The sequence below is a fragment of the Burkholderia diffusa genome (assembly GCF_902499115.1).
Classification (GTDB): Bacteria; Pseudomonadota; Gammaproteobacteria; order Burkholderiales; family Burkholderiaceae; genus Burkholderia; species Burkholderia diffusa.
Window position 1 is genome coordinate 230,177 of sequence record NZ_CABVPN010000004.1, and the last position, 13,902, is coordinate 244,078.

12 protein-coding genes are annotated in these 13,902 nt (G+C 67.7%); 8 read left to right on the forward strand and 4 right to left on the reverse strand.

Annotated elements, in window-relative coordinates; genetic code table 11:
* Nucleotides 1–30: 30 nt before the first annotated feature.
* From BTE28158_RS06005 to BTE28158_RS06025, 5 genes are all read left to right on the forward strand, one after another.
* Nucleotides 31–1,737 (forward strand): AMP-binding protein, encoded by a 1,707-nt coding sequence (locus tag BTE28158_RS06005; RefSeq protein ID WP_151050258.1) that lies wholly within the window; start codon nucleotides 31–33, stop codon nucleotides 1,735–1,737.
* A 107-nt stretch (nucleotides 1,738–1,844) separates the two neighbouring features.
* On the forward strand, nucleotides 1,845–3,374 hold the full coding sequence (locus tag BTE28158_RS06010; protein ID WP_151050255.1) for a CoA-acylating methylmalonate-semialdehyde dehydrogenase: 1,530 nt from the start codon (nucleotides 1,845–1,847) through the stop codon (nucleotides 3,372–3,374).
* An 18-nt stretch (nucleotides 3,375–3,392) separates the two neighbouring features.
* The gene (mmsB, locus tag BTE28158_RS06015; RefSeq protein WP_059600174.1) at nucleotides 3,393–4,295 is read left to right on the forward strand and encodes a 3-hydroxyisobutyrate dehydrogenase; all 903 of its coding nucleotides are present in this window, start codon (nucleotides 3,393–3,395) and stop codon (nucleotides 4,293–4,295) included.
* Nucleotides 4,292–5,083 carry an enoyl-CoA hydratase gene (locus BTE28158_RS06020; RefSeq protein ID WP_151050254.1) on the forward strand — a complete coding sequence of 264 codons (792 nt, stop codon included), beginning with the start codon at nucleotides 4,292–4,294 and terminating at the stop codon, nucleotides 5,081–5,083. Before mmsB ends, BTE28158_RS06020 begins: the two co-directional genes overlap by 4 nt.
* Nucleotides 5,080–6,219, forward strand: a complete 1,140-nt coding sequence (locus BTE28158_RS06025; protein ID WP_151050252.1) for an enoyl-CoA hydratase/isomerase family protein — start codon at nucleotides 5,080–5,082, stop codon at nucleotides 6,217–6,219. The genes BTE28158_RS06020 and BTE28158_RS06025 overlap by 4 nt, the downstream gene beginning before the upstream one ends.
* A 71-nt stretch (nucleotides 6,220–6,290) precedes the next feature.
* On the opposite strand, the gene BTE28158_RS06030 is transcribed toward BTE28158_RS06025, so the two are convergent.
* Entirely contained in the window at nucleotides 6,291–7,196 is a 906-nt protein-coding gene (locus tag BTE28158_RS06030; protein ID WP_151050250.1) for a LysR family transcriptional regulator, read from the reverse strand.
* A 177-nt stretch (nucleotides 7,197–7,373) separates the two neighbouring features.
* Here BTE28158_RS06030 and BTE28158_RS06035 point away from each other — a divergent pair, with 177 nt between their 5' ends.
* Nucleotides 7,374–8,927, forward strand: a complete 1,554-nt coding sequence (locus BTE28158_RS06035) for an MFS transporter (RefSeq protein WP_151050248.1) — start codon at nucleotides 7,374–7,376, stop codon at nucleotides 8,925–8,927.
* A 35-nt stretch (nucleotides 8,928–8,962) separates the two neighbouring features.
* Here BTE28158_RS06035 and BTE28158_RS06040 read toward each other — a convergent pair whose 3' ends face one another.
* Nucleotides 8,963–9,544 carry an HD domain-containing protein gene (locus BTE28158_RS06040; RefSeq protein ID WP_151050246.1) on the reverse strand — a complete coding sequence of 194 codons (582 nt, stop codon included), beginning with the start codon at nucleotides 9,542–9,544 and terminating at the stop codon, nucleotides 8,963–8,965.
* An 85-nt stretch (nucleotides 9,545–9,629) separates the two neighbouring features.
* The gene (locus tag BTE28158_RS06045) at nucleotides 9,630–10,187 is read right to left on the reverse strand and encodes a helix-turn-helix domain-containing protein (protein ID WP_151050244.1); all 558 of its coding nucleotides are present in this window, start codon (nucleotides 10,185–10,187) and stop codon (nucleotides 9,630–9,632) included.
* 324 nt (nucleotides 10,188–10,511) lie between these two features.
* Between BTE28158_RS06045 and BTE28158_RS06050 the strand changes: the two genes are divergently transcribed.
* Together BTE28158_RS06050 and BTE28158_RS06055 are read left to right on the forward strand one after the other, a co-directional pair.
* The gene (locus BTE28158_RS06050; protein WP_151050242.1) at nucleotides 10,512–11,915 is read left to right on the forward strand and encodes an HdeD family acid-resistance protein; all 1,404 of its coding nucleotides are present in this window, start codon (nucleotides 10,512–10,514) and stop codon (nucleotides 11,913–11,915) included.
* 426 nt (nucleotides 11,916–12,341) lie between these two features.
* Nucleotides 12,342–13,073, forward strand: coding sequence for a ribonuclease T2 (locus tag BTE28158_RS06055; RefSeq protein ID WP_124622007.1), 732 nt, complete (start codon nucleotides 12,342–12,344; stop codon nucleotides 13,071–13,073).
* Between the two features lie 67 nt (nucleotides 13,074–13,140).
* Here the strand turns inward: BTE28158_RS06055 and BTE28158_RS06060 are convergent, their stop codons facing one another.
* Nucleotides 13,141–13,776: a cysteine hydrolase family protein gene (locus BTE28158_RS06060; RefSeq protein ID WP_151050240.1), complete on the reverse strand. Its 636-nt coding sequence runs from the start codon at nucleotides 13,774–13,776 to the stop codon at nucleotides 13,141–13,143.
* Between the last annotated feature and the right edge of the window lie 126 nt (nucleotides 13,777–13,902).

Sequence of the window (13,902 nt, forward strand, 5' to 3'; positions counted from 1 at the left end):
TCTCGTCGACAGGAGACAGGAGACGACACGATGACGGTACAGGCATTCCTGGACGCACGCGACTTTCTGCTGCGCCATCGCACCGACTACGAAACCGCGTACCGCGATTTCGAATGGCCGGTGCTCGATGCGTTCAACTGGGCGCTCGACTACTTCGACCCGATGGCGCGCGGCAACGACAAGCCCGCGCTGTGGATCGTCGACGCGGCAACCGGCACGGGCGACCCGTATTCGTTCGCGCAGATGTCCGAGCGCTCGTCGCGGGTCGCGAACTGGCTGCGCGGCATCGGCGTCGTGCGCGGCGACCGGATCCTGCTGATGCTGCCGAACCGTGTCGAGCTGTGGGACGCGATGCTCGCCGCGATGAAGCTCGGCGCGATCGTGTTGCCCGCGACCACGCAACTGTCGGCCGTCGACGTGCGCGATCGCGTGCAGATCGGCGGCGCGAAATACGCGATCGTCGACGAGAACGAAACCGCGAAATTCGAACAGGCCGATCTCGGCCTCAAGCAGAAGATCGTCGCCGGCGCGCCGCGCGCGGGCTGGCTCGCGATGAACGACGGCTACGCGGCGAGCGCCGCGTTCGAGCCCGACGCCATCACGCACGCGAACGATCCGATGCTGCTGTACTTCACGTCGGGCACCACCTCGAAGCCGAAGCTCGTCGAGCATACGCACCGCACCTATCCGGTCGGGCACCTGTCGACGATGTACTGGGTCGGCCTGCAGCCGGGCGACATTCACTGGAACATCAGCTCGCCGGGCTGGGCGAAGCATGCGTGGAGCTGCTTCTTCGCGCCATGGAATGCACAGGCGTGCGTGTTCGCGTTCAACTACGCGCGCTTCGAGCCGAAGGTCGTGCTCGACGCGCTCGTCAAATACCAGGTGACCACGCTGTGCGCGCCGCCGACGGTGTGGCGCATGCTCGTGCAGCAGCCGCTCGCGTCGTTCGACGTGAAGCTGCGCGAGATCGTCGGCGCCGGCGAGCCGCTGAATCCCGAGATCATCGAGCGCGTGAAGAAGGCATGGGGCATCACGATTCGCGACGGCTACGGCCAGACCGAGACGACCTGCCTGATCGGCAACACACCGGGCCAGCCCGTCGTCGCCGGTTCGATGGGGCGCCCGCTGCCCGGCTACCGGATCGCGCTGCTCGACCCGGACGGCGCGCCCGTCAGCGAAGGCGAGGTCGCGCTGCCGATCGGCGCGGCCGTGACGCGCCCGGTCGGCCTGATGAACGGCTATGCGAACAATCCGGACGCGACGGCCCACGCGATGCGCGACGGCCATTACCGCACGTCGGACATCGCGATGCGCGGCGACGACGGCTACTACGTGTACATCGGCCGCGCGGACGACGTGTTCAAGTCGTCCGACTACCGGCTGAGCCCGTTCGAACTCGAAAGCGTGCTGATCGAGCATCCGGCGATCGCGGAAGCTGCCGTCGTGCCGAGCCCGGACCCGGTGCGGCTGTCGGTGCCGAAGACCTTCATCACGCTGCGCCAGGGGTATGAGGAAAGTCCCGCGCTCGCGCTGGAGATCTTCCGCTTCTCGCGCGAGAAACTCGCGCCGTACAAGCGCATCCGGCGCCTGCAGTTCGCGGAGCTGCCGAAGACCATTTCGGGGAAGATCCGCCGCGTCGAGCTGCGCCGCCGCGAGATCGAGCGTGGCGACGATGCGACCACGCGGATGCCCGGCGAATACTGGGAAGAAGATTTCGCCGCCGAACTGAAATGACCTGCCGTGGGCCGCGTGCCGCATGTCGCGGCCGTCGCCCGCGGCACCGATTGAACCGGCCGCGCGTTGCATGACGCGACACGGCCCACTGCAAGGAGAGTGCATCGATGAACGCGAATCCGACGCCCCGCACGGGGCAAGACGTGCCGACGGTCAAGCTGCTGATCGACGGCGCCTTCGTCGAGTCCACCACGAGCGAGTGGCGCGACATCGTCAACCCGGCGACGCAGCAGGTCCTCGCGCGCGTGCCGTTCGCGACCGTCGCGGAAGTCGACGCGGCCGTGCAGGCCGCGCACGCCGCGTATGCGACGTGGAAGAACACGCCGATTTCCGCGCGCATGCGCATCATGCTGAAGTTCCAGGATCTGGTGCGCGCGAACCTGCAGCGCATCGCGAAAACGCTGACGGCCGAGCAGGGCAAGACGCTGCCCGACGCCGAAGGCGACATCTTCCGCGGCCTCGAAGTGGTCGAGCACGCGTGCTCCGTCGGCACGCTGCAGCTCGGCGAATTCGCGGAGAACGTCGCGGGCGGTGTCGACACCTACACGCTGCGCCAGCCGCTCGGCGTGTGCGCGGGCATCACGCCGTTCAACTTCCCCGCGATGATTCCGCTGTGGATGTTCCCGATGGCGATCGTATGCGGCAACACGTTCGTGCTGAAGCCGTCGGAGCAGGATCCGATGTCGACGATGGCGCTCGTCGAACTGGCGATCGAGGCCGGCGTGCCGAAGGGCGTGCTGAACGTCGTGCACGGCGGCAAGGAAGTGGTCGACGCGATCTGCACGCATCCGCTCGTGAAGGCGATCTCGTTCGTCGGCTCGACCGCCGTCGGCACGCACGTGTACAACCTCGGCAGCCAGCACGGCAAGCGCGTGCAGTCGATGATGGGCGCGAAGAACCACGCGATCATGCTGCCCGACGCGAACCGCGAGCAGGCGATCAACGCGCTGGTCGGCGCCGGCTTCGGCGCGGCCGGCCAGCGCTGCATGGCGACCTCCGTCGCGGTGCTGGTCGGCAACGCGCGCGAGTGGCTGCCGGACATCGTCGCGAAGGCGAAGCAGCTGAAGGTCAACGCGGGCTCGGAAGCGGGCACCGACGTCGGGCCGGTGGTGTCGCGCGGCGCGAAGGCGCGCATCCTGTCGCTGATCGACACGGGCATCAAGGAAGGCGCGAAGCTCGAACTCGACGGCCGCGACGTGAAGGTCGCCGGCTTCGAGGAAGGCAACTTCATCGGGCCGACGATCTTCTCCGGCGTGAAGACCGACATGACGATCTACACGCATGAAATCTTCGGGCCGGTGCTGGTCGTGATGGAAGTCGACACGCTCGACGAAGCGATCGCGCTCGTCAATGCGAACCCGATGGGTAACGGCGTGGGCATCTTCACGCAGAGCGGCGCGGCCGCGCGCAAGTTCCAGAGCGAGATCGACGTCGGCCAGGTCGGCATCAACATCCCGATTCCGGTGCCCGTGCCGTTCTTCAGCTTCACGGGCTCGCGCGGCTCGAAGCTCGGCGATCTCGGCCCGTACGGCAAGCAGGTCGTGCAGTTCTATACGCAGACGAAGACGGTCACCGCGCGCTGGTTCGACGACGACACGACGGCCGGCCCGGTGAACACGACGATCCGGCTGCATTGAGCCGGGGAGGACACGAACATGAAGATCGGATTTATCGGATTGGGCCACATGGGTGGGCCGATGGCGCTGAACCTCCTGAAGGCCGGCCATGAAGTGCACGCGTTCGACCTGAGCGCCGACGCATTGCGCGCGCTGCAGGACGCCGGCGCGCAGGTGGCCGGGTCGCCGCGCGAAGCCGCATCGGGCGCGACCTTCGTCATCACGATGCTGCCGGCCGCGCCGCACGTGCGCTCGGTGCTCGCCGGCGAGAACGGCGTGCTGGCCGGCCTCGGCGCCGGCGCGACCGTGATCGATTCGAGCACGATCGATCCGGCGAGCGCGCAGGCGTTCGGCGCGCTCGTGCGCGAGCGCGGCGGCGCGTTCGTCGATGCACCCGTGTCGGGCGGCACCGGCGGCGCGGCGGCAGGCACCTTGACCTTCATGGTCGGCGGCAGCGACGCCGATTTCGAGCGCGTGAAGCCCGTGCTCGCCGGCATGGGCAAGAACATCGTCCATTGCGGCGCGACGGGGATGGGGCAGGTCGCGAAGGTATGCAACAACCTCGTGCTCGGCATCTCGATGGCGGCCGTGTCGGAGGCGATGTCGCTCGGCGTCGCGCTCGGCATCGACCCGAAGGTGCTGGCCGGGATCGTCAACACGTCGACGGGCCGTTGCTGGAGCTCGGACACCTACAACCCGTATCCGGGCGTGATCGACACCGCGCCGTCGTCGCGCGGCTACAGCGGCGGCTTCGGCACCGACCTGATGCTGAAGGATCTCGGCCTCGCGAACGACGCCGCGAAGCAGGCGCGCCAGCCCGTCTATCTCGGCGCGCTCGCGCAGCAGCTGTACCAGACGATGAGCAGCCGCGGCGACGGGCAACTCGATTTCTCGGCGGTGATCCGCCTGTACCAACCGGCCACGAAGAAGGACGCCTCATGATCGAACTGGACTACGCCGACGACGGCGCGATCGCGTGCGCGACGCTCAAGCGTCCGCCCGCGAACGCATTTACCGCCGACGGGCTGCGGCAACTGCAGGAAACCGTCGCCGAACTGAACGCGAACCCGCGCGTGCGCGCGCTGGTGATCACCGGCGACGGCCCGAAGTTCTTCAGCGCAGGCGCCGACCTGAACACGTTCGCCGACGGTGACCGCGCGGTCGCGCGCGCGATGGCCGCGCGCTTTGGCGCGGCGTTCGAGGCGCTGCATGACGCGCGTGTCGTGACGATCGCGGCGATCAACGGCTATGCGATGGGCGGCGGCCTCGAATGCGCACTCGCGTGCGACCTGCGGATCGCGGAGACGCACGCGCAGATGGCGCTGCCCGAACCGTCAGTCGGCCTGCTGCCGTGCGGGCTCGGCACGCAGACACTGCCCTGGCTCGTCGGCGAGGGCTGGGCGAAGAAGATCATCCTGGCCGGCACGCGCGTCGACGCGGCAACGGCGCTCAGGATCGGCCTCGTCGAGGACGTGGTCGAAAGCGGCGCGGCACGCGATGCGGCGCTGGCGCTCGCGCGCAACGTCGCGCGGCAGAGCCCGCACGCGATTGCATACAGCAAGGAACTGATCGGCCTCGCGCGCCGCGGCGTGCCGCGCAGCGCGGCGCTCGCGGTCGAGCGCGAACGCTTCGTCGACCTGTTCGACACGAACGATCCGCGCGAAGGCGTGGCCGCGTTTCTCGGCAAGCGCGCGCCGCACTGGCATACCGATGGAGAGCCGCAACGATGAGCACGCCGGTCAAGACTCATGACAGCGTCGCGCAACCCGCGCCGGAGGTGCTGTTCCGCGTGGTGAACCGCGTGGCGCTCGTTACGCTGAACCGGCCGGCCGCGCTCAATGCGTTGTCCTATTCGATGATCGGCGAGCTGGCCGCACACCTCGAACGCTGCCGCACCGATGACCAGATCGTCGCGGTCGTGCTGCGCGGCGCGGGCGAGAAGGGCTTCTGCGCGGGCGGCGACGTGCGCGCGCTGCACCGGATGGTCGCGCAGCGCGAGACGTGGCTGCCGTTCTTCGTCGACGAATACCGGCTCGACTACGCGATCCATGCGTTCCCGAAGCCGGTCGTCGCGCTGATGGACGGCGTGACGATGGGCGGCGGAATGGGGCTTGCGCAAGGGGCGGCGCTGCGCGTCGCGACCGAGCGCAGCAAGATCGCGATGCCGGAGACGCGCATCGGCCTCGTGCCGGACGTCGGCGCGACGCATTTCCTGTCGCGCATGCCGGTCGAACTCGAGCTGTACGTGGGGTTGACGGGCGCGATGCTGTCGGGTGCCGACGCGCTGACCGCGAAGCTCGCCGACCTGTGCGTGCCGTCGTCGTGGCTCGATACGTTCGAGACGCGCATCGAAAGCGTCAAATGGGACGGCGACGTGCTGACGGCGCTGCGCAAGGTGTTCGAGCCGCCGTGCAACGTCGTGCCGCATTCGGCGCTCGACAGCCAGATGGCGTGGATCGTTCGTCACTTCGACAAGCGCTCGACCGTCGAGCGGATCGTCGCGACGCTGAAGCAGGAGCTTGAACGCGACGAGCTGGCGCGCGAGCATCGTCAATGGCTGCAGGCGACGCTCGACGCACTCACCGGCCATTCGCCGACGATGCTGTGCGTGACGCGCGAAGCGCTGCTGCGCGGCCGTCAGATGACGCTCGCCGAGTCGTTCCGGATGGAGCTCGGCATCGTGGCGCGCGCGATCGAGGAGGGCGACTTCTGCGAAGGCGTGCGCGCGCACCTCGTCGACAAGGATCGCAAGCCGCGCTGGGCGCCGGCGTCGCTCGTCGAACTGCGCGCCGAACGCGTGCGGCATTTCCTGACGTCGCCGTGGAAACTGTTCGCACATCCGCTCGCCGATCTTGGCGCGGCGTGAGGTGACGTGATGCACCGACGCGCCTGTGCGGCGCGTCGGTTTCAACCCATTTCCTTTCTGCGCTTCTGCGCTCAGCGCTCGATCATCGGCGGCACCGCCTGCACGAGCGCGTCGATCACGCAGCGCGTCTTGCGCGGCAGGTAGCGCGTTTTCGGCCAGATCGCGTGGATGTCGCCTTCGCAGACGAAACAGCGGTCGAGCACGACGACCATTTCTCCGCGCTTCACGTAATGATCGAGCAGCCAGCTCGGCAGCCATGCGATTCCGAACCCCGAGGCGCCTGCCGCCGCGATTGCCTGCACGTCGTCGAAACTGAGCTGATGCGGCATGTCGATGCGCACCCTCGAGCCGTCCGGCGCGCGCAGGTCCCACGGCTGCGCGACGCCCGAGCGTGAATACGCGATCGTCCGGTGGTTCCTGAGGTCGTCGAGCGATTGCGGCATTCCGTAGCGCGCGAGATACGACGGCGCCGCGCCGAGGCTTCCGTATTGCGTGCCGAGCCGCCGCACCGCGAGGCTTGTGCTGTCCGCGAGCTGGCCGATTCGTACCGCGAGGTCGATCCCTTCCTCGACCAGATCGACGAAACGGTCGGTGATCGACACGTCGATCCGCAGGTGCGGATAGGTGCGCGCGAGATCGAGCACGATCGGCGTCACGCAGTGATGCCCGAATGCGAGCGGCACGCTCAGCCGCAGCTTGCCGCGCGCTTCGTTGCGGCCGCAATCGAGATCGGCTTCGGCCGCTTCCAGCTCCGCGAGCGCGCGCACGCAGCGGTCGTAGTACGCCTGGCCGTCGTCGGTCAGGCTCTGGCTGCGGGTCGTGCGCTGCAGCAGCCGCGCGCCGAGCCGCTTCTCGAGCCGCGCGATCGCCTTGCCGACCGCCGAGCGCGTCATGTCGAGCCGTTCCGCGGCGAGCGCGAAGCTGCCGGATTCCACGACCTGGACGAAGGTCGTTACGCCGTCGAGTCTGTCAGTCATGGCGGGTTGGATCGATTGCGTCCTGTGATTCCCTGGTTCGTGGAAATAGGCGCGTCAATGGGGAGCGAAATTCTCACTATAGTACCGATTCCCGTTCAGCGTGCGTCGCCGGCCGCGCGCGGCGAACCCTTCTCACTGGAGGCGCGCGGCCCGTTGCCGGGCCGGCGCGCAATACGCATGACGCTATCCGACTCCCGCAGGAATGCGGTCGCGCTCGCGGCCGTCTGTCTCACGTCGCTGATGTTCGGCCTCGAGATCTCGAGCGTGCCGGTGATCCTGCCGACGCTCGAACACGTGCTGCACGGCGACTTCAACGGTATGCAGTGGATCATGAACGCGTACACGATCGCGTGCACGACGGTGCTGATGGCGGCCGGCACGCTTGCGGACCGGTTCGGCCGCAAGCGCGTGTACGTGATCGGCACCGTGCTGTTCGGTGCGACGTCGTTGCTGTGCGGGCTCGCGCCGACCGTGCCGGTGCTGGTCGCGGGCCGGCTGCTGCAGGGCGCGAGCGGCGGCGCGATGCTGATCTGCCAGATCGCGGTGCTGTCGCACCAATTCCGCGAAGGGCGCGAGCGCGGCCGCGCGTTCGGGATCTGGGGGATCGTGTTCGGGATCGGTCTCGGCTTCGGGCCGCTCGTCGGCGGCGCGATCGTCGCGCTGGCGAGCTGGCCGTGGGTGTTTCTCGTGCATGCGCCGCTCGCGGCCGTCGCGCTCGTGCTGATCGGCGGCGCGGTGCGGGAGTCGCGCGATCCGCACGCGGGCACGCTCGACGTCGCGGGCATCGTCACGCTGTCGCTTGCCGTGCTCGGTCTCGCGTTCTACATCACGCAGAGCGCGGAGCTGGGGCTCACGACTGCGGCCGGGCTCGGCGTGCTCGGTGCGACCGTGCTCGCGCTGGCCGGCTTCTTCATCGCGGAGCGCACGAGCGCGCGGCCGATGTTCGACTTCTCCGTGTTCCGGATTCGCGCGTTCACCGGCGCGATCTTCGGCTCGATGGGGATGAACTTCAGCTTCTGGCCGTTCATGATCTACCTGCCGATCTGGTTCCAGGTCGCGCTCGGCTACGACAGCGTGACGGCCGGCCTCGCGCTGCTCGCATACACGCTGCCGACGCTGGTCGCGCCGCCGTTCGGCGAGCGGCTCGCGCTGCGCTACGGGCCTGGTGTCGTGATTCCGGGTGGCCTGTTTACGATCTCGGCCGGCTTCGCGCTGATGCGGATCGGCAGCGGCGTCGAGCATGCCAGCTGGCTCACGATGCTGCCAGGCTGCGTGATCGCCGGCATCGGGCTCGGGCTCACCAACACGCCGGTCACGAACACGACGACGGGCGCGGTGCCGAGCTCGCGCGCCGGGATGGCGTCAGGCATCGACATGAGCGCGCGGATGATCTCGCTCGCGCTGAACATCGCGACGATGGGCTTCGTGCTGGTTGCGGGGATCGTCGCGAGCCTGAAGGCGGGCGTCGCGGGGGCGGGCGTCGCGGGGGCGGTCGATGCGGGGACGCTGCGCATGCTGGCGCAGCAGATCGCGTCGGGCCGCACCGATGGGCTGCAGGCGATCGCGCCGGCGCTCGCAAAGGCCGACCCGACAGGGGCGGCGCTGCACGCGGCGCTCCTGCACGGGTTCGGCTGGGTGATGGTGTATGGCGCGGCTGGCGTGGCCGTGCTCGCGATCGCGAGCGCGGTGGCGTTCGCGCCGGCAAGGCGCGGGGCGGCGGTGTGTGATTGATGCACGCAGTATCGCGAGCGGCCGGTTCCGCGCGCTTACGCGCCGTTGCCGCGAGCGTCGATCCGGCGTTGCGTGTCCGCGTCGACGATCGCGCGGATCGTGCTGAATAACGGCACCGCGTCGGTGTAGCGCCGGCCGTAGCCGAGATTGAACGCGTAGTCGAAATCCGGCGGATTGCTGCCCTGGTTGTGCTGGAGGATCGTTTCGAGCTTGTCGAGTGCCTTCGCGGCGCGCGCTTCCGGTGATGCCGCCGCCTCGTATTCGTCCCACAGTGCGACGATTTCGTCGCGCAGCACGGGATCGAGCCCGGCCGTCAGCGTCAGCAGGTCGTCGCGTTCGTGTGTGTGCTTGTCCGGATGCGCGGCCTGCTCGATCGCAGGGATGTCGCCGTGCAGCGCTTCGCCGAGATCGTGGACGACGCACAGCTTCAGCAGCTTCGTCGTGTCGACGTCGGGTAGCGCATCGGCAAACACGAGCGCCATCAGGCACAGCCGCCAGCTGTGTTCGGCCGTGCTTTCGGCGCGCCCGGTCGACGTATGACCGCTGCGCAGCACGTCTTTCAGGCGTTCGGCTTCGCGCAGGAAATCGAGCCGCGCGTGGATCGTGTCGAGGTTCATGGCAGGGAAGTGCTTGATTCGAGCCCTCAAGCGTACGTCGCGCGCACGCGATGCGTCCACGCATGAAATATGCGCGCCGCGCTTGCTACAACGTTTCGACGAGCCGCGCGGCGGAGCCGTCCGACAGCGTCATCCGTGTCCATCGGCAGGTGCTGCCGCGGATCGGCACGACGCGCGATGCATTTGCGCCAGTCGCGAATTCGACGCTCGGCGGCCCCGCGCGATCGTGCCAGCCAAGCGGGTCGAGCGCGGCTTCCATGCGGACGATTTCCGGCGTCGCGTAGCGCCACAGCGATGTGCCGAGCAACGTCGGCAGCGGCCGCGAGAACTCGGCCGCGCGCGATGGCGAGCAGGCGAGCAGGCGGTGCGTGAGGTCGCACACGAGATGCATGCGGGCCGTGCTGCTCGCGATCAGCCGGGCGAGTGCGTGGTCGCCCGCTGAATCCAGGCGCGCGGCAAGCAGCCGCTCGGCCATCGCGCGCTCGTCGGGCGACATCTGCTGGATGCCGGCTTCCCAGCGCGAAATCGTCGATTGCGCGACGCCGAACAACTCGGCCGCGTGGCTCTGCTTCACGCGATGCAGCGCGCGCCAACGCTTGAGTTGCGGGCCGAGCGGCGGGGTGTGAAGCGGTGAGGCGGGCATGTTCGTGCTCCGTTCGGGATGCGGGCCGCGCTGGCGCCGCGTTGCGAAATGGATCAGTAGGCCGTTGTTCCGGGGATGCCTGGATCACGACGAGCTTGACGTCGGGCGTCAGGACTCACCGGAATTGTTTTCGCCAGGCTTTCAACCGGCTCCTCCATATCTTATTATTCGGCGAAAGCGGAGCGCGCCGGCTGTCATTGTTCATGTTGAAACATGATGCGCCGGTCAGCTCTGGCTTCCGACTTCCGCATCGCACGAATGCGCGGTCGGCACGACGCGGGACACGTGGCCAGCGCGTATCCCGAAAAATCATACGAGGGCGCCATGGTACGACTGGTCTTGCTGCTGCTGGGCATCGAATATCTGCGAACGCGCTCGCGCGGGCTGACCGTGCTGGGCTGGCTGTGGGTCGTCGCGGGCGTCGGCATCTTCGTCGACGCGCTCGACGGTGCGCTGCATTTTCCGATCGAACTGTTCGCCTGGCTGTTCCTGATCGAGGGGCTCGCGACGCTCGCGGTGGCTGGCAGCGGCGTCGGCGGGCAGCGCATCCTGCGCTACGTGAAGGGCATCGCGGTCGTCGTGGCCGCCGGGCTCGTGTTCGCGGGCCATCATCACGGCCACTTCCTTTTGTCGATGATCTTCGGCACGCTGTTCCTCGTCGACGGGCTGCTGCAGTGCACGTCCGCATGGATGGTGCGTTACCGGCGCTGGAACGTTGCATTCGCGTGGGGCGTCGTCGAGATCCTGCTGGCTGTCTTCTTCTATCAGCCGTATCCAACCCACTATGTGGGTACCGTGCCGTACTGCCTCGGCCTGCTGCTGATGTTTGGCGGGATGCACATGCTGAGCCTTGCCGCGCGCGTGCGGCGGCTGACGCGCAATCCCGCGTTCGTCACATCGCCGGCGCCGTCGATCGTGCCCGACATCGACGCGGCGCCCGACATCCCGCGCTTCACGCAATCGGAATGGGACGGCCCGCCGGCCGACCACGAGCACGCGCTGACCGTGCACGTGTGGACGCCGACCGGCACGTCGAAGGCCGAAGCCCAGCGCTATCCGGTGATCGACCGCTACATCGCGGCGGTGGACGTCAACGGCGTGATCTCCACTGGCCATGCGGCGCTGGAGTCGCCCGAGGGCATCTACATCAGCCTCTATCCGGCGGTGGAAATCGATCGTTCTCCGGACGAATTCACGCGGATTCTGCGCGCGACGCGCGAGAACGACGTGCCGGGCCTGTTCCAGCCCGACTATGCGACCGAGTCGAAAGCGTGGTGTCCGTCGACCGTGCGCGTGCGGATCCGCAATTACGATCCGGCGAAGCTGGCCGCATTCTGGTCGTCGTATCGGCAGACCGTCACGTACAACCTCACGCACCGCAACTGCTCGAGCACCGTCTCGAACGCGCTCGAAGCGGCACTCGACGGCGCGGTGTGGCGGCTCAGGGGCACGCGTGCCGGGTGGGGCGCATTCATCCGGCTGCTGCTCACGCCCGAGCTGTGGGTCGCCGCGCAGATCCGCAAGCGTGCGGTGACGATGGCCTGGACGCCCGGCCTCACGCTCGACTATGCGCGCGCGCTCAGCATGCTCGCCGATCCGCGGCCGTTCGCGTGGTGGAAGGTCGCGCGCTCGGCCGTGAAGGCGATCATGGCGTCGCGCCGCGCATGGCGAGCGCAGGACAGCGCGGCACTGTCACCGGGTGAATCGGAAGCCGCGTCGGTGAAATAATCGCGCGGCGCCGGACGAGGGCCGGGCGCGACAGGCGCCGCCGCCGGACGATCCGGCGTCGTGGCCCGCTATCGGAACTTGCCTGGCGAACAACAATGAACGCCACGAGCGCATTCCGCATCCTGATTCCCGTGTGAAGCTTCGCCCGTTCCTGATCTCGACGCGGTATGGCTTGTCTGGCCGGGTGGCCGTCATCCTGGGGATGCTCCGTTGCAGGATGATGATGGCGACAGGGCAGGCCGGCGTCGCAGGCGCAAGAAGGTGAGCGTCGGGATCGGTGCCGCCGATAACGGGCTCGGCGTTGCGCGACGAATTCCTTCGTCAACCTTCATATTGATGCCACGTTGCGCGGACAACAATCGCGGGCAGACATTCGACAATCTTGCGGCGCATCCCGCGACCGCAAGCCTTTTCCGAGGAAACGCCATGCTCAAGACGCTCGCCCGCGCCGCGGCCGCACTCGCCGTCGCATCCGCCTCGCTGCACGCCGTCGCGCAGACCAGCTACGACTACCTGTTGCTCGCTGCTTCGTGGGAGCCCGGCTTCTGCGCGTCGCACGACACGCCGGAGTGTACGAACCTCGCCGGCACGTACGCGGCGACGAGCCTGTCGCTGCACGGCCTGTGGCCGAACAGGTACGACGGCAACCAGCCGTTCTACTGCGGCGTGCCGCAGAGCGACGTCGATCTCGACAACGCGCACCAGTGGTGCAGCATGGATGCGTATCCGGTCAGCACCGCGACGCGCAACACGCTGTCAACCTACATGCCGGGCGTGGCGTCGTGCCTTGACAAGCACGAATGGTTCAAGCATGGCACCTGCTCGAATTCGGCATCGCCGGACGCATACTGGAACGAGGCGGCCGGCATGGTCAGCCGGCTCGGCAACACGTCGTTCAACGCGTTCCTGCAGGCGAACGCGGGCAAGACCGTGACGCGCAACCAGCTGCTGTCCGCGTTCGAAGGCGCGTTCGGGAGCAATACGCGCAGCGCGGTGTCGCTGAAGTGCACGAAGACCAACGGCGTCAGCTATTTCACGGAAGCGTGGATCGCGGTCAAGACGAATGCGACCACGCAGTTTCCGAGCGCGGCCTCGCTCGTGACGGACGGGAATACGCAGGGGACGTGCCCGACGTCGGGCGTGTATATCGCGAAGTAACGCGCGAAGTTGCGCGGGATGCGCCGGTCGGAAGCGTTCCGGCCGGCGTGGCGCGGGTGTTGCACGTCTATGCGAGCAGCAGCAGTGCGTCGGCGAGCGACAGCACTGTCGTGCGCGTCTCGAACGCCGTCGCGAACAGATGCTCGTGCACGACCTGATCCGGATCGTAGCAGCAGTCCTTCACCGTATACAGCCGGAAATCCGCATCGCTTGCGTGCGCAACCGACGACAGCACGACGCCGGTCGACGCAATTCCGACGAGGATCAGCGTGTCGATGCCCTGCGCGACGAGCCGTGACTGCAGGTCGGTGCGGAAGAACACGCTCGCGCGATGCGCGACGGTCAGCGGCTCGTGGTCCAGCCGTCCGAGTTCCGGGCATGGGCCGTCGTCGACGAAGAGGCCGAGCTGCTTGATCCCTTGGCCGTTCTTGTTGCGTGGACTGACCTCCGGATAGCCCGGGGTGAAACGGAGATTGGCGAAACACACGTGGACGCCGCCCGCCCGGGCTGCATCGCACAGCTTGCGCGTGTTGGCGAGCAGGGTAGGGGCGACCGATGGAAAGAGACCGAGAATGTCGGTCTGGTAGTGCATCACGACCAGTGCGGTTTTTGCCGGCACGATCGGCGGAATCGGTGTGTGCGTGCGGCCTTCCGCGTGTGCGTGGCGAGTCGTTGCGAGATCTGAAGCGTGTTCCGGTTGCATGACTGATGCTCTCCCATGAGTCATTTCGGTGTCTCAGAAAATCGATCGCTCGTTATACGTCGTCAACCATTCCGATGCAAGCGTGCCGGAACTCGGTCAATACGGTCAGCGGTGCCGGCACGTGGA